The organism is Alkanindiges illinoisensis DSM 15370, assembly GCF_000619845.1.
GTDB classification, from domain to species: domain Bacteria; phylum Pseudomonadota; class Gammaproteobacteria; order Pseudomonadales; family Moraxellaceae; genus Alkanindiges; species Alkanindiges illinoisensis.
This window is the reverse complement of the sequence record NZ_JHUX01000003.1, coordinates 75,842-94,577: the sequence shown is the minus strand read 5'-3', so window position 1 is coordinate 94,577 and position 18,736 is coordinate 75,842. Positions and strand designations below refer to the sequence as shown.

The window sequence follows — 18,736 nt, the reverse complement described above, 5'->3', positions numbered from 1 at the left end:
TAAAGCAAGATTAAAACCTAAGAAGCCAGTGAGGCCAGATGCTGGTTGATTTTTTCAAAATCCGGCACCTGATAGGATTGTTCTTGCATTTTAACTACCTGAAACACGAAAGGATCATTGGCAGGCTGTTGGTCCTCATCATGCAAGCTTGAAATACGGACGCGCTGGGAATCCGGCATTTTTTCAGTTAGCAGGGCAAAGCGCTGACCATTTAAACTTTCAATCACCAGTGCCACTGGCTTGGCAATCTGGGTATTCACCAGACTTAATACAGGCAAATTGTTGTCACGCCATTCAATTTCCTGAATACCGGATTCTGCACTCAAGGCTGCCAGCACCAAATTTTGTGGAATTAGCCAGGGCAGTTGCTGGTCTGCATCAATCACATAGACATCAACAAAGCCTGTTGTTGTAGTGAGCAGACTCATCGTATAGCTGGCCTCGTGATTATTACTCATTACTGTTCTCCCTACTTTGTCTATATTCCAAGGCAAGCTGTTGTGCCAGCCCTTCCGGTGTTTCATTAAAACAGACTTGCCCTGTGGCACGCATCTGATCCGGCTGGCTAGCTGAGGCACAGCTTTCCGAGGTTTGTGCCCAGATTTTGCCACCACAATTAATCTGATAAGCCGCTGAATGACTGCCGTCATCCCCCATGCCACTAAAAACAATGGTCAGTAGCTGGTTTCTAAACACGGTACTGGCACGATGCATCATGGTGGTAATAGAGGGCTGATAAGCACCAGGCCAACTATCAGTCTGCATCACCACCCGCCCCTGCCGGTCAAAGTTAATCTGGTGCTGGGCAGGAACAATATAGACCTTTCCCATGTCCAGTGGCATTTCAGAGCGATTCAGCATTTCAAATGTCCACTGGTTATGGCGGCTTAAAATGCGGGGAAGCTGTGATTGCATGTAAGGATCAATGTGCTGTACCAGCAAAAAAATCACCGGCAAATCAGGCGAAACCTTATCCAGAAATGCCTTTACCGCCTCCAGTCCGCCCATCGAAGCAGCCAGTAAAACCACACGCCATGCTGCTGGCAACAGTCTGGCACTTAGGATCTGTTTGGCATTACCCGCCAATGCAGAGTTCAAGGCAACTGCATTGTTTAAAATAGGCACCTTATCACTTAACAAGGTCAGCAGCTTGCGACTAATGGCTTGCTTCCAGCGTTTATAAAGTATTTGTTCGGTAAAGGCTGGGGCTGCTGTCATTCCCATGAGCATGGGCTGGTCAAAGCCAATCTGCTCCAGTAGGTCATCTTCATTTTCAACATCAATAATCCACAGGTCCGGTTGTTGCTGGGCAATTGTGGCGTCAAACTGGCGTGAGGCCAGACAATGCATGATTTCAAAGCCACACGCCTGACTCACATCAGTCAGGGCGTGGCGTTGCCGTGCGTCATCTGCAACGATGATTAACTTTGGAATCATCTCACCACTACTACAGCGTTAATGCCATATCAAAGTACTGCTTAAAGGCTACCACGGGTTAATTGCTTGCTGCGGCAAGTAATTCCTCAATATTCTGTAGTAACTCAGCTTCCTGGAACGGTTTACCCATATAAGCATTTACGCCTGTCAGAAATGCACGCTCACGATGTTTTTCACCAGTACGGGATGTAATCATGATAATTGGCAGTTCATTGGTACGCTCGTTATGGCGTACCAGCGTGGCAACCTCAAAACCGTCCATGCGTGGCATTTCAATATCAAGCAGCATGATGTCTGGTGTTACCTCTTCCAGCTTCTCAATGGCATCCACACCATCTTTAGCAGTTACCACATCATAGCCTTGACGCTCAAGCAAGCGCGACGTTACTTTGCGTACAGTTACAGAGTCATCCACCACCATGACTGTACGTTTTTTGCTTTCCTGTCTTGGTGCTGTTTCAGTAACTTTCTGAGTGCTGACTGCCTGGTTACGGGCTGTGGCAGAAGCACGACGTGCCAGCGCCTGTGCATCCAGAATCACAGTAACCGAACCATCGCCCACAATGGTTGCACCTGAAATCATGTCAATGGAAGTTAACTGCTGGCCTACTGGTTTTACCACAATCTCGGCACGTGAACCCACCAGTTGGTCAACCTGGATTGCTGTGGATTGACCCATGCCTTTTACCAGTAATACAGGCAGGGACATACTTTGTGATTGAAGGTTTGGTGCTTTTATGCCCTGAATGAATTCACCCAAATATCTCAGGCGATAGTTCTGGCCATCCAGGTTAAAGCTTTCATCATGGCTTTGATAATATTGTTCCAGTGCCACTGGTGATACCCGAACAATACGGTCAATTTGTGACAATGGAATGGCAAACTGGCGATCCGCCACACGCACCATCAGTGCATCTGCAACGGCAACTGTTAGTGGCAAGCGCATAGTAAAGCGTGTGCCCTTACCCTGCACAGAATCGACGTGCACAGTACCGCCCAGCAGCTTGATTTCGCTTTGAACCACGTCCATGCCCACACCACGGCCAGAAATCTGGGTGATCTTGTCTGCTGTAGACAGACCAGCATGGAAAATAAACTGCATGACATCGTAGTCATTTAATTTGGAATCGGCACTAATCAGGCCACGCTCAACTGCTTTTTGACGCACTGCCTGAATATTAATGCCTTTGCCATCATCTTCAAGCGTCAGGATAATTTCATTACCCTGCCGTTCAATATTTAATTCAATCTGGCCAACGGCCAGCTTGCCGGCTTCCTGACGCTGCTCCGGAGTTTCCAGACCATGATCCACCGCATTACGCAACATATGCTCAAGTGGTGCCACCATACGATCCAGAATAGTACGATCCAGTTCGCCCTCAGCATTATTAATGATCAGTTCAGCAGGCTTGTTTAGCTCGCCTGAGGTCTGACGCACTACCCGCTGTAGACGGGGTAACATTCTGGAAAATGGAACCAGACGGGAATTCATCAGGCCATCTTGCAACTCGGACTGAATACGTGATTGCTGCAGTAAAAGGTTTTCAGTATCACGGATTTTATCTGTCAGGGTATTTTTAAAATCCACAAGGTCAGAAGCAGATTCTGCCAGCGATTTTGACAACTGGTTAAGCGAAGAATATTGATCCATTTCCAGTGGGTCAAAGTCAGTATATTGCCCACGTTCCTGCTCGTGACGGGCCAGAATCTGTGACTCAAGCTCGCCTTCCATGCGGCGCAGCTGTTCAGCCAGACGGGCAATGGTCAGCCCCATCTCATCAAGCACAAAGCCAATGTTATTGACACCCATTTCAATGCGGCCACGATTGATCGCATTTTCACCAGCAAGGTTAATCATTTTTTCCATCAGACTGGCGGAAACACGAATCATCTCATTGCTGGATGCCTGCTCAGTATTCTGGCTATTAAATAAACCAAACATGGAAGGCGGCTCAGTACCATCGCCATGTACCTCAGTAATGCTTTCCTGCTCAAACAGGGTTTGTCCTGCATAATCCTGACGGAACTGCTGATTTGCCTCATCAAAGCGTGGCAGACTGGTGAGACTGTCAGCATCCTTACGGAACAGTTGTAAGGTCTGGATCAGGGCAACAGGCTCAAGTGGTTGCTGGTTATGTTCCAGTACAGTAATCGCATCATTCAGCCAGTCATGGCATAGTTGCAGCAGACTACCAACCAGTGCGGGTACCGTTTTTTGCACAGTAGCCAGATCTTCATACACGAATTCAAGTTCATGCGCAAAGTTGGCCACGCTGGTAATGCCTGCCATGCGGGCACCACCTTTCATGGTATGCAGGCTCCGTTGCAGTTCCAGCAAGGCACGCTTGTCTTTGCTGTCTTTGAGCCATTGCTGCAATAACTGATTACTGTGTTCAACCTGCTCCTGAGCTTCCTCAAGGAACAGGCTCAACATGTCCGCATCAGGACGGTCTTCATCATTCCATTCCTGCGCGCTGGCATACGAACCGCGTGCCCCGCCTATAGGGCTACTTGTAATAATTTGCTGCGGTAATACCTGCTGTTCTGGCTTGGCTTGCTCTGGCACAGGCTGCGTCGTTTCTGTGGCAACAGGTGCTTTGGTAATTTCACCCTGATCAGCCAATTGTGCCAGATTATTGGCGCTTTGACTGGCATCCGGTTTTTGTGTTGTTGCTGCAGAGATATCAGGCGTGGCAATTGCCGACGTTGCCGATACAGTATTAATTCCCTGAACCAGAATACTGTCGTTACCTGTATGCAAGTAAGTACGCAGCAAGTCCAGCTCGGTTTGGGCATAGAAAGAAGTACCCTGCAGTTGTAGCTGTTCAACCTGCTCGGCCACAATATCCTGTGCATGACGCATAAACTGAATCAATGCCGGTGTTGACTGTAATGTCCCATTGACCAGTCGCTCATATACCGTTTCCAGCTCGTGGCCAAAATCACCCAGACTGCTAACCTGTGCCATCCTTGCGCCGCCTTTTAAGGTATGTAAATGGCGTTGCAGGACTTTCAACGGTTCAATATCAGAAGGATTGTGTTGCCATACTACAAAGCTTTGGTCAATTTCATTAACCAGCTCCTCGGCCTCTTCCATGAAGATTTCAAGTAACTCGGCATCAACCTGATCGTCGATCACCGACGCTACCGGGCTTGGCACAGCAACAGAAGACTGCTCCAGCGATGCAGACAGTTCAATATCCTGACCCTGTATTTCTGACGGTTGAGCTTCTGTAGTTTCAGCTTCCTGAGCAACAATGCTTTCAGCTATAGATTCTGTAGACTCAGCCTGTTCTGTTTCTTCTGCAATTTCGGTTACTTCTTCTTCCACCACAGCTAGGCATGCTGGATTGAAATCATGCGCCAGAATATCGCTGAGTTCATCAATAAGCTGCATGTCCAGTGTTGGTTTTTGAGTGGCAGCCAGTGCATCAAAAATTTCCGTCAGGGCATAATGGGCACTTAACAGACATTCAACATGATTTTGTTCAATTGCTTTGGGCGGAACATCTTTTAGCTTGTAATAAACATTGGCCAGATACTGGGTAAGTTGCTGTAACGGAGTAATCGGTGTGGCCAGCGCAGCGGCATGCAATTGCTGGCTTTGCTCAGTCAGGGTGTTTAGATAGTCTTTAATATCTGCACTGCCCAAATGCTCTTCCAGTTCATACTCTGCATCCAGAAGTTCATTCAGTGGCAAAGTCAACAGTTGCGATACAATGCCCGCATTAGAGGGTGCACCACCTGCAATGGCTTCACTTTCTTCCTGAGCAGCCTGCTGGGTAACCTGATTAACCTGTTCAATTAATTCCAGATCATGTGCTTCCAGTTCTAGAGTCTGACCACTTTCCAGCGCCTCCAGATGGCTTCCCACACATTGTACAAACCGCTCTAAAAAGCCAATATGCGTGGCTGAAACAGGCAAATGCATGCGGATAAGACGTTTAAACTCTTCTTCCAGTGCACCCGCCAAACGATAAATGGAATCCACATGAGACATGGCCGCACTACCGCGCAGGGTATGCAGCGCCCGAATAACATGATCTGGCACTTCTTCATGTGCATCTTCATCAGCAATAAAGGCATGCAGTGCATCAATATGTTCTTCGGCTTCCTCAACAAAAATATTCAGACCTTCCTGGTCTGCCATCATATCTTCATTCACTGACGCCAATACTGTAGGTTCAATGGCATCAGCCTGATTTTCAGCAATTTCAGTATCTTTAGCAGTTTCCGCTTGTGCTTCGGCAAGCGCAGTTTCCGCCTGTGTCCAGGGCAACTGGTCAGCGGTAACGGACTGTCCCTTGCTTAACAAGTTAGCAACGGCAATATAAGCGCGCAACTCAATAGCAATTTCCTGTTTGGCTGCAAAATTCTCTACCAGTTCAGGATAAATTGACAACACGGTTGAAATCAGCTCAATCATGACCGGTGTCACTTCAATGGTGTTATCCAGCACCCGGTTGAGCATATTTTCAATAGACCAAGCCAGTTCACCTGAGGCCTTGGCCCCGACCATACGGCCCGAACCTTTCAGGGTATGAAATGAGCGGCGAACTTCCTTAAGGGTGGCAAAGTCCTGTGGCTGGGCAGACCATTTTGGAAAGTTTTCCTGCAGGCTTTCCAGCACCTCAGTCGCTTCCTCAACAAAAATTTCACGAATATCATCGTCTTCGGAAAAATCATCTTCCGGCAATGTGATATCAAAATAGGCCTGTGGAACCTGAGGCTTAACAACAGGCTTGGACTGTTCCTGTGAGGGCTTAGACATTGCTTCCCCTTCTATTGATGACAGTAACTCCAGTGGAGTTTGATCGTGAAATATTTTTTCGCCGCCTACGGGTTCAACCGAAGTATCTTCCTGCGAGGAAGAAACCTGCTGCAAGACCTGTTCCAGCTTGTCCAGCACTTTCTCATCATGGAAATGTGCGGCCAACTGATCCAGATAATATTCCAGTGAAGCAATTACCTGTGCAATCAGATCAATTTGCCCGCGACTGGTCGTATACTGGTTTTGCAGTAAAGTCTGGTTCAGAGTTTCAACTAACTGGTTAACCAGTGACGCTGCCCGATTCAAATTTAACAGGACAAAAATGCCTTTTAGCTCATTAAAACGTTGCGGTAAATCTTTAAGCAACTCGGCATCACGTTTTGAAGAACTATAATTAAAAAACTGATTTTTAATGGATTCCAGAGCTACTCTGGACTCACGCACTACAGCATTATGCGCATCACTAATAATTTTCTGGTCATTGAGCTGCGTTGCGCTATTGGACTGGGTTTCAAATGCCTGTACCAGATGATTCAGCTGCTGCTCAATATCATTTAAATGATCCAGCAACTCTGCGGTTTGCAAGCGCCCAGTGTTATTGAACTGCTGAGTGAGCTGTTCAAGTCCTGTACTAATATCACGCCAGCCCGTAAGTTCCAGTAAGCGTACAGCTTCAGACAATAAGCGCTTAACCTGCATATTGTCCAGTTTGGCAGGTTGTGACAGTTTAGCCCGCGCGTCCTGAACCAGTGCCAGAATCTTGTCCAGTACCAATGGCGAGGTAATACTGCGGTCATCCATTGCGGCATTTATGGCCTGCTGATGCAAGGCAAATTCATGCTCAAGATTAAACTGTTCAAACAGCTCCAATAATTCAAACAGCATGCTTTCATCATACTGTTCCTGAGCCAGCATACGCTCTAAACGTACCAAGCTATGCTTTAAGGCAATTGAGCTTAAATCAACTTTACCTTCATACATGGCCTGATGCAGACGGGTTAAGACTTGCCATAGCGCTGCATTTTGCAGATTATTGGCACCTGCTGCAAAAAAACGGGCAACCTTGACCAGATTTTCAAGATTATCCTGCTGCTTTGGATTTAATAAAAATTCATTGAGCAAGTGACGATAAATTAATGTTGTTTTTTTCCACGTATCGTCATCTAAAACTGACTGCACCTGATTGGGTTCAACCAATAAATTATAATCAAGTTTTGGATAGGCGGTGCTGGTCGACAGCTTTTGTGCCTGTAATAACGAACGAATTTCTTTAACAGTGCGATAAATATTTAACGGCTGCAAACGTTTGGTTTGATGCAACAGCTTGAGTTCGCGGCTTAAGGTTTGAATTCCACCCAATAAAACCAGTTGCTGGCTAAAATCAATACTATTGGCTGCTATGGCTTCTGCCAGTTGCTCAAGGCTCTCGGATAAAATGAGTGGATCAAGCAATTCAGTCATGGTGAGAGTACCACTGACCTGATGCAGTAACTCCGCAGCCTCTGTTAATTGTACAGCTTGCTTGGCAGTCTGAACGATATCCTGGGCGTTTTGCAGCGTTTCTTCTAGTGAATCAATGACCCAGCCTAATGCCATGGCAGATTGCTGTGTGGTTTCTTTGTGCGAAGTGCTCATATTATCCAATTCAGATGCAAACTTTTTCATATGCCAGCGTCCCTGACCATTCAATTTTTTTCAATTGCGGGTGACGCCACTCAAGTACTTCACCAGGACCCAATACCAGTATCCCACCAATATCCAGACACTTGACCAAGGCATTCAAGATATCACGACGGTCAAATTTCTTAAAATAAATCAAAACGTTTTGGCAGTAGATAATGTCCAGTTTTCTAAACGGCAATCCAACCACATTCATCAGGTTAAACTGCCGAAAAAAAACTTTTGACTTTAAATGTTCTGCAATTTGCCAATAATGCTGGCCTAGCGCAGAACCATAGTTAGAACGAAAACGGGCTGGAATTTGTTCGGCCTTGCGTGCCAGATAAACCCCTTCTTTAGCAGTCAGTAATACCTGCTGACTTATATCGGTGGCTAGCACTTCATAACCATACATGGCAAACCGATCACCAAGCATGGCCAGCGACCACGCTTCTTCCCCTGTGGAACAGCCGACACTCCACAGTTTGACAATTTTATTGGCTTTAACCAGGTACTGCTCAACCAGCTCAAAAGAGGGGGAGTGACGAAAAAAAGAGGTTTCATGTACAACTAAAGACTCAGCCAGACGTTGCCATTCTGCCTTGTCTTTGCAAACCAGTTGATAATAGCTGATTGCATCCAATGCATATTGAGCCATGTTTTTAACAATGCGTTGCTCGAACAGCTGATGCTGTCGCGCTGGCAACACCATGCCAATACGCGACTCAATCAGTGAGCGCCACAATGTAGCCAGCTCATTACCCATTAAAGACTTAAAGCCATCTTGTGCCAATTCATCCATGACGACACTCTCAAACAAACAAGTCTTAATGATCTTCTGGTAACTTGAAGTCAGAAACAGAAGCACGCAACTCAACAGCCATTTCAGCCAGATCACCCACCGACTTAGCAGTGTTGATCGTACCTGTCGTGGTTTGGGTTGTAATATCATGAATAATATTCATGGTATTTGAAATATGACCTGCTGAGGCTGCCTGCTGACGTGCTGCATCAGAAATGTTCTGAATCAAGTCTGCCAATGTACGCGATACAGTTTGCACCTGATCAAGTGCAATACCTGCGTCCTTAGCTAGGTGCGCACCACGAACAACCTCACTCGTGGTTTGTTCCATGGAAATAACCGCTTCATTGGTATCACTTTGAATGGTTTTAACCAGGCCTTCAATCTGCTTGGTTGCTGCCGCAGAACGTTCAGCAAGGCGCTGTACTTCATCAGCTACCACCGCAAAACCACGACCCGCCTCACCCGCCATCGACGCCTGAATTGCAGCGTTCAATGCCAGAATGTTGGTTTGGTCAGCAATGTCGTTAATCAGCGATACAATGTCACCAATTTCCTGTGAGGATTCACCCAGACGTTTAATACGCTTGGACGTTTCCTGAATCTGTTCACGAATAACATCCATACCTTCAATGGTGCGCTGTACCACATCAGCACCTGTATAGGCAATGTCTACCGAACGTTCTGCTACAGCCGCAGATTCCATCGCATTGGCAGATACCTGGTCAATAGATACGGCCATTTCATTGATTGCCGCAGAAGCTCCTGCAATTTCCTGAGCCTGATGTTCGGATGCATCTGCAAGTTGCATGGCAATCGACTGGGTTTCCTGCGAATAGTCTGCTACCTGTGCAGACGTCGAATTAATACGCGATACCAGCGTACGTAACTGGTCAATCGCAAAGTTAATCGAGTCTGCAATCGCCCCGGTAAAATCTTCAGATACAGTGGCATTGGTGGTTAAATCACCTTCAGCCAGGTCACCCAGCTCATCCAGTAAGCGTAAAATCGCAGTCTGGTTCTGATCGTTTTCTTCCTGAATCTTGTGAGCACGGTCAAGGTCAATTCTTGAACGCAAGCTAAACAAGCGGTTCAGGGCATAAGCAATTAGACCCAGTGACAACAGAAGAATAAATCCGGGAATAAAGTTGTTATAACGGGCATTTACACTATCAGACAGTCCATCCAGTTTTTTCAGCATGCTGTCAGACTGGGTAAATACCTGTCCTGCCGCATTACGCACCTGGGTAATTTTCGGTGAGTTCACCAAAACCTTGGATGCAGCGATCTGAATAACATCGTTATAGGTTTCCTGAATAGATTGCAGGGAACTACGCAGGGAAGCGTTGGTAATACGCTCAACCCCCAACTCTGCATCACCACGCAACTGGCCATTTAGATAACGTCCAAAATCTTCAGCGTCAGTACTAAAGTCATCAGCAGACGCCACAGAAGCTTCATCACCCGTTAATACCGAGTTTACCGAACGTAAAATACGCTCTGCCAGCCAAACCTGGTTTTTAGCAAGTGCAACCTGACTATTGGGTGCATTTTCCCGGACCAGACCATCAACAACGACATTATATTCAGCCTGAACATCAGGAATTGCTTCAGCAATACTGGTGCCAATATCATTGAGAGAGTTAACAGTTTCCTGCTGCGATAAAATCAGGGTGACACCGTCATTGATGCTACCCCACTGCTTATCCACTTCCTGAATAGATGCAGAGCTTGTGCCATAAATATCATGCACGTCTGACAGGCGCTCGTTAAACTCATCCTGAGACACTTTAAGGTTCTGCGCTGCCTTGACATTACCAGACACTGCAGCTTCAGTGGCATAACGGGAAATCTGCTGTGATAGCAGGCGTAATTCACCGATGTCACGTGTTAGGTTATTGGCATTGGGTACATTGACAAATAGGTAAACCATGGAGATCAGCGTAACAATCAGGCCCGCCATTCCCAGCCACAATAAAGGCTTAGCTTGTTTTGGGTCACCAAAAATAGAGGCCGTGGTATCCCAGTAGGCTTGAATATATTTAAGCCACTTTGGTGTTCCCGTATTGCCACCCCGCAACGAAAAAGGCATCTTTTTCTCGCCCAATTTTAAACTCATTCCCAAAACTCCCTAATTCTTTATCTCTCCGACCCCATAAACTTTTATTAGGCAGAAGCATTCAAATAAGCCTGATCCTGTATAAGCTTACTAAATAAAAAAACATGCCATTGCTGTCCATGACGTTCGAAATAGCCGCTGGTGTACTGCGCCAGTGCATCCGGCAACTGCGCATTTGAACTAAAATAACTGTGCTTGTTAAAGTGATGGATCCCCATGACCTGATCAACAATAATGCCCCCATAATTGTTGGGCCGATCAATAATCATCACTTTGCTCAGTCTGGTAATTTCGGTTTCTGGCAAGTCCAGAAACATTGCAAGGTCTGTCAGGGGAAGTAAACGTCCGCGCACATTGGCTAAACCACGCATCCAGCTTTTTGCACTTGGGATGGTGGTACTACCGGGAACCGGTACAACTTCAGCTACCTCGCCCAGTGGTGCTACAAACTGATAGCCTGCGAATCGAAAGGCAATGCCTGACCAGCGGGTATTCTGGTTTTCCTGCCCACCCTGTTGCCGTTGCCGTCCATAGTCGGCCAGGCGCAAAAGCTCAATAAATCCACGGGCTGCCATGATTAAACTGCCGAGAGAAGTTGATGAATAACTCTTATCAGGGAAGTTTCTTCAATTGGTTTGGTCAGGTAATCACGTGCACCCTGTCTTTTTCCCCATACCCGGTCAGTTTCCTGATCCTTGGTACTGACAATAACAATCGGGATATGCTTGGTTTCCGCACCACGAGTCAGTTGTCGTGTCGCTTGAAAGCCGTTAATGCCAGGCATAACCACATCCATCAGGATCAAGTCTGGCAATTCGGCACGTGCTACGCTAATGCCATCAGCACCGTTAGCTGCCTCAAGCACTTCATGTCCGTTACGTTGCAGAATCTCGCGAAACCGGTAAGTTTCAGTTGGAGAATCATCAATTACTAAAATACGAGCCATCCTGCTGCTCCTTAAATATTGACGTGCTGGCGAATGGCACTAAATAATTCTTCTTTACTAAATGGTTTTGTCAGATATTCATCTGAGCCAACAATTCGGCCTTTTGCCTTATCAAACAGGCCATCCTTACTGGAGAGCATGATGACAGGAGTCTTTTGGAAGGTCTGATTATTTTTAATCAGGGCGCAGGTCTGGTAGCCATCAAGACGCGGCATCATGATATCCACAAAGATAATATCAGGATTTGAATCGGCAATCTTGGCCAGTGCATCAAAGCCATCAACTGCTGTAAATACGGTACAGCCTACTTTTTGCAGCAGTGTTTCAGCAGTTCTACGAATCGTTTTAGAATCGTCAATTACCATTACCTTTAAGCCAGAAAAATTTTCTTCCATTGGTTTCGTCTTCCCGTGTTATCTTGAGCGCAAGTTATATGGGTGTTTATTCACCATCACTTGCTTCCCCCATTTGCTACTCACTTTTTAGCATACCTGCAGCAGTTTTGCCAATGCAGAAATGCCAGGGTTTGAACCATAGGTTCACTATTTTTTGTATTTAGATGTTGTAATAATCAGTTTTATACCTATTAAGACATTAAATGGACAGAAATGCGTTTTTAATTTCATTGAAAAGTCGTTGCCCTTATTAAAGTGCTTTTCTACAATGGTAGACAGGAAGTTAGAATGTACTCATTCTCTAATCAGGATACGGATATGAGCCAGTCTTTTTGCAATGCGTCATCACTGCTGAAAACAAATATGGCCTCTGTTCGAGTTGCTGTGATTAACAGCATGCTCGCCTGTATGACGTCCTTCTATGCAACCCCTGTCTTTGCTGATGCCTATGATTACTCAAGCTACTCATCCGGCGCTAATAACCCTCAGCCCATTATTCGCTGGTATCGTTATTATAATGGTAGTGGCCAGCCAAGCCTAAGCAGTACCATTACCGATCAGCACCTGAAATATGGCTATGAAGCGCTTGACCGCAATATGCAGGTGATCAAGCGGGTTCCTCCCTATTCAACAGAAAGCTATGCCCGCCAAAAGGCCAAGCGTGATGCTGAAGCTGCCAAGCGTCAGGCTGATATGAACCTGCGCAGGACCTATGGTTCGGCAACCCAAGCGGTTGCCAAGCGTAATCAAATGCTGGCCGATATGGCTTCACGCAAGAGCTACCTACAAACCCAGCTCGCTGGTTTGCAACGCATGCTGAGCAAGGATATTGCCCAGGCTGCAACCTATGAGCGTCAAAGCAAGCCTGTACCGGCAATGCTGCAAAAAAGCATTACAGACAATAAGAAGAATGTATTGGAAGCCCAGCAAAACATTCAGGCCATTAATGAGCGCCAGCAACAGGTCATTCAGCAATATGACGATATTATTCGCCGTTTAAAAACGATGTAATTCTCATAAACCTCAAACTAAATAATGCTCAAATTTAAAGCTTTTGCTATGATAGCGCGGGCTTTGATTTACTGTCACGGACGTTATAAAACCTATAAGCCATTAAAATTACAGCGAATTTTGTAGAAAATCCTGCATTTTTCGTTAAATCGCCATGTAACTTTATATAAAATCTGGATTTGATTTTATGAAAATTTTAAGCGTGTTATCAGTACGGCTATGCCTTGCCTGTACCTTTTGTGTCATGTTATGGGGCTGTCAAAAAACCGAGACCCCCTCTACCCCGTCCACTTCTGAATCCTCAGCACCTCGTCAGCTTGAGCTGATTGGAACTGACCTGATAAAACCCCAGTATCGTAGCCTGTCAAGCCAGATCAGGTTTACAGGCACCCTGCAGGCGCGTCAGCGGACTTCTGTTCAGGCGCAAACCTCAGGCACAATTACTCAGGTCTACGCTGATAATGGCAATCAGGTACAAAAAGGACAAACCTTGCTTCGCTTAAACAATCAGGATGATCAAGCCCGCTTGCTTCAGGCCAGGGCAAACTATACCGCAACCAAGGCACAGGCCGATCTAAGCCAGAACCTTGCTGAACGTAACCAGCGTTTGTTCAAGCAGGGATTTATTTCTGAAATTGAATATGAGCGTAGCAAGGTAGATGCCCGTGCCCAGCGTGAAAATATGGCAGCACAGCAGGCGCTGGTCACTATTGCACAAAAAGCGGTAAGTGATGCAGTGGTGAGCGCACCGATTTCGGGTGTTGTGTCAAATCGTCAGGTACAGGTTGGCCAGACTGTGGCTCCGGGTCAAACCCTGTTTGAAATTGTGGATTCTACATCACTTGAATTGCAGGGTTCAGCACCGGATACGCAAAACAGTATTCAGGTCGGCCAGGCTGTCCAGTTCCAGCTTGCCGGACAAAGCCAGCCTGTCTTTACAGCACGTATTTCCCGTATTAATCCGGTGACTGATGCGGCCAGCCGCGCGGTGCAGTTTTATGCCACCGTTACTAGTCCGGCATCCAGCCTTGCCATTGGCAATTATGTTGAGGGATCTATTCAGCTCAATAATAGCCAGTCCGGTCTGGTATTGCCAGCGCAGGCCATTCAACACGATAGTGCGCATCAGATGTATGTGTGGGTTGTTCGCCAGAACCGATTGCATAAAGTAAATGTTGAAGTCGTGATACAGGATCAGGCCAGTAACAGCGTACTGGTTAAAGGCATTCAACCCGATGATGTCGTGAGTCTGGTTAAATTTTCTGAACAGGCCAATGGAAGCCCTGTCAAGGTCAGCTAAGCCCTGCCCTTTTGTTTTTTTATTGTTTGAATACACATGGACTGGCAACGTCGATAATAAGGTAAAAATATGTGGCTCACCCGAATTAGTGTCAATAATCCTGTATTTACAGCCATGCTGATGCTGGCATTAATGGTGACGGGTCTGGCTTCATGGCAGCGCATGACCGTTGAAGAATTCCCGGATATTGATTTTCCCTATGTGGTGGTTTACACCACCTATCCGGGTGCATCGCCTGAAATGGTGGAATCCGATGTCACCAAAAAGCTTGAGGATTCCATTAATACCATTTCGGGTGTAAAGCAGGTTATTTCATCTTCCAGCGAAGGCTTGTCCACAGTGATTGTGGAATTTAATCTGGATGTACCCTCAACGCTAGCTGCGCAAGATGTGCGCGACAAGATTGCCATTGTGCAGCCTCAATTGCGTGATGAGGTGGAAGACCCGCTCATTGAACGCTATAACCCCAGCGATGCTCCAGTGCTGTCGGTGATTTTCCGCTCCAACAATATGCCCATGCGTGACCTCAGTAACTATCTGGATCAACGCATTATTCCACAGCTGCGCACAATTTCTGGCGTGGGTAATGTCAATATGCTGGGGGATGTACAGCGCCAGATCCGGATTGAAGTGCTGCCGGAACAAATGCAGGCGCTGGGAGTCAGTATTAACCAAATTATTGACGTGTTGCGTACGGAAAACCTGCAACTGCCCAGTGGCACACTCAAACATGGCAATCAGGAGTTAGTGGTTGAAGTCAAGGGACGGCTACAGAATCCGGTAGATTTTAACCGCCTGATCGTGGCACGGCGTAACCAGACCCCGATTTATTTGTCGCAAGTGGCCAATGTGGTTGATAGTCAGGCCGAAGCTGATACGGGTGCCTACTTTAATGGCAATAATGCCGTCAGTCTGGATATTTTAAAAACCTCTGAGGCTAACGTTATTAAAGTCGTTGACCAGAGTAAGGCGGTGCTGAATGACATTAAGCAGCAACTGCCTGCCGGAGTGACTTTTACCTTAAGTTCGGATCGGGCCAAATCCATCCGGGCGTCTATTTCAGATGTGGTCAGAACCCTGATTGAAGGCGGCGTGCTGGCCATCTTTATTGTATTGCTGTTTTTGGGGTCGTGGCGCTCAACCATTATTACCGGGCTAACCCTGCCTATTTCACTGTTTGGCACACTGGCTGTCATCTGGGCGTTTGGTTTTAGTATTAACCTGATGACCCTGATGGCAATGGCGCTGTGTATTGGTCTGCTGATTGATGATGCCATTGTGGTGCGTGAAAACATTGTACGCCATGCAGCCATGGGCAAGGATCATAAACAGGCAGCACTGGACGGCACCCGGGAAATTGGCCTTGCCGTACTGGCAACCACCCTCACTATTGTAGCGGTGTTTTTGCCGGTTGCTTTTATGGGCGGGATTATTGGTCGCTTCTTTTACCAGTTTGGCGTGGCGGTAAGTGCTGCCGTGCTGCTATCCATGTTTGTCAGTTTGACGCTTGATCCCATGCTGTCGGCCATCTGGCCGGAAAAACCGGAAATTGATCAGAATAAAAACTGGTTTCAGCGCTTTTTGGATAGCTGTACCCGGCAAATTGACCGATTAAATGGCGTTTATACCCATATTTTAAAATTTTGCCTGCGTTTCCGCTTACTCACGCTGGGTGGCGCGCTATTATCGCTAGTGATTGCATTTATGCTGGCTAGCCTGATTGGTAAGGAATTTGTGCCAACACCAGATTTGGGCGAGCTTAAGGTTCAGTTTGAAACGCCGGTGGATTCCACCCTGCAATACACTGAAGCCAAAGTGAAACAGGTTGACCGTATTTTGCGTGATTTCCCGGAAGTGGTTACCACCTATGGCTCGATTAACTCAACGGGAAGTCGTGGTCGCAACCGTGCGACATTGCGGGTGAGTCTTAAACCCAAAAGTGAGCGTGAACGTGGCCTTAAGATACTGGTCAATGATATCCGGCAGGAATTGCAGGCCGTTGCCGGTATTAAAGTAACGTCCATTTCAGCCGATGATGACAGCATTTCCGGTGGCTTAAAACCCATTATGGTGTCAATTACTGGCCCCGAACTTAATGAATTACAAAAGCTATCTGACCAGTTTATGGCCAAGGTTAAAACTGTGCCTGGTATTGTGGATTTGCGTTCCTCATTAGCCGAACCCAAACCTACGCTGGCAGTACAACTGAACCGTGAAGCCGCCAGTGACCTGGGACTGTCAGTCGGACAAATTGGACAGGCCCTGCGCCCTTTATTGGCCGGTGATAACATCACGACATGGCAGGATCCGCATGGCGAAAACTATGATGTCAATGTCCGCTTGCCAGAAAGTGGCCGGCAAAACCTGAACCAATTGCAGAACCTGTATTTTACTTCCAGCAATTTAAGCCAAACCCGGCAGCCCAGCCTGATTCCCCTGTCACAGGTGGCTACCTTTGAACAAATGCTGGGCGCTTCACAGATTAACCGGCGCAACTTGTTCCGCGAAGTACTGATCGATGCCAACACTTCCGGACGTCCGGCAGGTGATATTGGCGAAGATATCAAGCGCATCCAGCAGGACATGAAGCTACCACCCGGTTATAAATTCCAGACGCTTGGCGGTAATAAGAATATGGAAGAGTCCATTGGTTATGCCACTACAGCACTGATTCTGGCTGTGCTGTTTATTTATATGGTACTGGGATCACAGTTTAATAGTTTCCTGCATCCACTCACCATTATGGCATCCCTGCCCTTATCGCTGATTGGGGTGTTCCTGGCCTTGTTCCTGTTTCAAAGTACCCTCAATATGTTTTCCATCATTGGCATTATCATGCTGATGGGTCTGGTGACCAAGAATGCCATTTTGCTCATTGATTTTATTAATCAGGCCGTCGAAGAGGGAGTATCGCGTGAGCAGGCCATTATTCAGGCCGGGCAAACCCGCTTGCGTCCCATTTTGATGACGACCAGCGCAATGGTGATGGGCATGGTGCCGCTGGCACTTGGTTTGGGTGAAGGTGCCGAACAGCGTGCCCCTATGGCTCATGCCATTATTGGCGGGGTATTAACCTCTACCCTACTCACGCTGGTGGTTGTTCCAGTGATTTACACCTATCTGGATGACATGAAAAACTGGACGGTTCGTCAGGTGCATAAATACAAAAAAACCAGTTCTTCGTGAGCTGGTTTTTTTAAATAAACGATATTCAGATTGTTGAAAAAGCGTCTTTATGGCTTAGTCGAGTTGCTGCTCACGATAATAATTGAGTTCACTCATGTCATGCGCGCAGAACACTTCAACCGCATCACTATGCTCATCAATCAATTGACGCACTCGTTTGACATAACCAAGTCGCTGTTTATTATCCACAGCTAACAGATTTTCACATTGCTTCATGGCAGCCGGAGCCTTGCCATATAAACTGCGGCGATCCATATACAGGTCACCCACATGAAAAAGCCACTTACCACTGGATTGTTTCACTGCAACACCACAATGACCACGGGTATGTCCATGTAATGGCACCAGTATAATTTCTTCCTTAATACCTTTTAGCCGCTGAATATTTTCAAAGCCAAACCAGGTATCCGTGGTATTAATTGTCGCTGCCCATTTGGGATTAAACTCAAACTGCTTGGCCCGGTAGCGCAGCTTGTCACGCCAGTGTGGCCGTAGCGCGGCTTCAATTTCGGTACTACACGCATGAATTTTTGCTGCCGGAAAATCAGCAATGCCACCTGCATGATCCAGATCCAGATGCGTGAGCACAATATGTCGCACCTCACGGCGATTAAAGCCCATCTGATCCAGTTGAAACAGCGCTGTTTCTTCCAGCTCCAGTTTTGGTCGCATCAGGTTCCTGAACGTATGCCCTAGATGCTTTGGTGTTAGTACATCCTGTACCCCAAGCCCTGTATCCACCAGAATTAGGCCCTCACTGGTTTCAATGGCCAGACAATGGCAGCACATAGTGGCAGGTTGCAGCCAGCTTCCCTTGCCTTCGAGTAACCGTTGACAACTGGGGCAAAAAGTTCCGCAATTTAAATGATGAATTTTCATTATTGTTAAGCTAATCCTACAAATCCATTTAACGATACTACAGGGTTATTGTACAACAATCCTGCCTAATACATCTTTGAACTTTATTTTATGTCAGTCGAGACGTTAACCACTCAAGGGTATGTTAACTTTTGTAAGCATTGGCGTACATCAATTGGGGTTGTGGCGTCTGTTTTGGCGGGGTCAAATGCGAGATGATGTGTTTAGCGAATCAAGGATGACATGGCACGG

Annotated in this window: 11 protein-coding genes and 2 pseudogenes; 3 read left to right on the top strand and 10 right to left on the bottom strand. The window is 46.7% G+C overall.

The annotated features are described in order from the left end of the window. Positions 1-17 precede the first annotated feature (17 nt). From Q337_RS0100485 to pilG, 9 genes and pseudogenes are all read right to left on the bottom strand, one after another. Positions 18-458, bottom strand: a complete 441-nt coding sequence (locus tag Q337_RS0100485) for a chemotaxis protein CheW (RefSeq protein ID WP_051526452.1) — start codon at positions 456-458, stop codon at positions 18-20. After that, complete coding sequence (locus Q337_RS0100480) at positions 451-1,437, bottom strand: chemotaxis protein CheB (RefSeq protein WP_026469902.1); 987 nt, start codon at positions 1,435-1,437, stop codon at positions 451-453. Before Q337_RS0100480 ends, Q337_RS0100485 begins: the two co-directional genes overlap by 8 nt. A 58-nt stretch (positions 1,438-1,495) precedes the next feature. Continuing rightward, positions 1,496-3,880, bottom strand: a pseudogene (locus Q337_RS19355) (hybrid sensor histidine kinase/response regulator); the annotation flags it as partial. A 390-nt stretch (positions 3,881-4,270) separates the two neighbouring features. Next, positions 4,271-6,208, bottom strand: a pseudogene (locus Q337_RS19350) (Hpt domain-containing protein); the annotation flags it as partial. 1,645 nt (positions 6,209-7,853) lie between these two features. After that, entirely contained in the window at positions 7,854-8,669 is an 816-nt protein-coding gene (locus Q337_RS16260) for a CheR family methyltransferase (protein ID WP_051526451.1), read from the bottom strand. Between the two features lie 25 nt (positions 8,670-8,694). After that, a complete protein-coding gene (locus tag Q337_RS0100465) occupies positions 8,695-10,788 on the bottom strand; it encodes a methyl-accepting chemotaxis protein (protein WP_026469900.1) in 2,094 nt (697 codons plus the stop codon). 47 nt (positions 10,789-10,835) lie between these two features. Beyond that, the gene (locus Q337_RS0100460; RefSeq protein WP_026469899.1) at positions 10,836-11,363 is read right to left on the bottom strand and encodes a chemotaxis protein CheW; all 528 of its coding nucleotides are present in this window, start codon (positions 11,361-11,363) and stop codon (positions 10,836-10,838) included. Positions 11,364-11,365: 2 nt separating this feature from the next. Continuing rightward, on the bottom strand, positions 11,366-11,734 hold the full coding sequence (locus Q337_RS0100455) for a response regulator (protein ID WP_026469898.1): 369 nt from the start codon (positions 11,732-11,734) through the stop codon (positions 11,366-11,368). An 11-nt stretch (positions 11,735-11,745) separates the two neighbouring features. Next, positions 11,746-12,129 carry a twitching motility response regulator PilG gene (pilG, locus tag Q337_RS0100450; protein WP_026469897.1) on the bottom strand — a complete coding sequence of 128 codons (384 nt, stop codon included), beginning with the start codon at positions 12,127-12,129 and terminating at the stop codon, positions 11,746-11,748. Between the two features lie 318 nt (positions 12,130-12,447). Between pilG and Q337_RS0100445 the strand changes: the two genes are divergently transcribed. From Q337_RS0100445 to Q337_RS0100435, 3 genes are all read left to right on the top strand, one after another. Beyond that, a complete protein-coding gene (locus tag Q337_RS0100445; protein ID WP_026469896.1) occupies positions 12,448-13,140 on the top strand; it encodes a hypothetical protein in 693 nt (230 codons plus the stop codon). Positions 13,141-13,327: 187 nt separating this feature from the next. Then, on the top strand, positions 13,328-14,440 hold the full coding sequence (locus tag Q337_RS0100440) for an efflux RND transporter periplasmic adaptor subunit (protein WP_026469895.1): 1,113 nt from the start codon (positions 13,328-13,330) through the stop codon (positions 14,438-14,440). A 69-nt stretch (positions 14,441-14,509) separates the two neighbouring features. Continuing rightward, a complete protein-coding gene (locus Q337_RS0100435; protein ID WP_026469894.1) occupies positions 14,510-17,626 on the top strand; it encodes an efflux RND transporter permease subunit in 3,117 nt (1,038 codons plus the stop codon). A 54-nt stretch (positions 17,627-17,680) separates the two neighbouring features. On the opposite strand, the gene Q337_RS0100430 is transcribed toward Q337_RS0100435, so the two are convergent. Further along, positions 17,681-18,505, bottom strand: a complete 825-nt coding sequence (locus tag Q337_RS0100430; protein ID WP_034279132.1) for an MBL fold metallo-hydrolase — start codon at positions 18,503-18,505, stop codon at positions 17,681-17,683. Positions 18,506-18,736 lie beyond the last annotated feature (231 nt).

What these genes read in the sequence shown, in the direction of transcription:
- pilG (WP_026469897.1), bottom strand. Translation starts at nt 12,129, where the DNA reads ATGGAAGAAAATTTTTCTGGCTTAAAGGTAATGGTAATTGACGATTCT.
- Q337_RS0100460 (WP_026469899.1), bottom strand. Translation starts at nt 11,363, where the DNA reads ATGGCAGCCCGTGGATTTATTGAGCTTTTGCGCCTGGCCGACTATGGA.
- Q337_RS0100440 (WP_026469895.1), top strand. Translation starts at nt 13,328, where the DNA reads ATGAAAATTTTAAGCGTGTTATCAGTACGGCTATGCCTTGCCTGTACC.
- Q337_RS0100455 (WP_026469898.1), bottom strand. Translation starts at nt 11,734, where the DNA reads ATGGCTCGTATTTTAGTAATTGATGATTCTCCAACTGAAACTTACCGG.
- Q337_RS0100465 (WP_026469900.1), bottom strand. Translation starts at nt 10,788, where the DNA reads ATGAGTTTAAAATTGGGCGAGAAAAAGATGCCTTTTTCGTTGCGGGGT.
- Q337_RS0100485 (WP_051526452.1), bottom strand. Translation starts at nt 458, where the DNA reads ATGAGTAATAATCACGAGGCCAGCTATACGATGAGTCTGCTCACTACA.
- Q337_RS0100480 (WP_026469902.1), bottom strand. Translation starts at nt 1,437, where the DNA reads ATGATTCCAAAGTTAATCATCGTTGCAGATGACGCACGGCAACGCCAC.
- Q337_RS0100445 (WP_026469896.1), top strand. Translation starts at nt 12,448, where the DNA reads ATGAGCCAGTCTTTTTGCAATGCGTCATCACTGCTGAAAACAAATATG.
- Q337_RS16260 (WP_051526451.1), bottom strand. Translation starts at nt 8,669, where the DNA reads ATGGATGAATTGGCACAAGATGGCTTTAAGTCTTTAATGGGTAATGAG.
- Q337_RS0100430 (WP_034279132.1), bottom strand. Translation starts at nt 18,505, where the DNA reads ATGAAAATTCATCATTTAAATTGCGGAACTTTTTGCCCCAGTTGTCAA.
- Q337_RS0100435 (WP_026469894.1), top strand. Translation starts at nt 14,510, where the DNA reads ATGTGGCTCACCCGAATTAGTGTCAATAATCCTGTATTTACAGCCATG.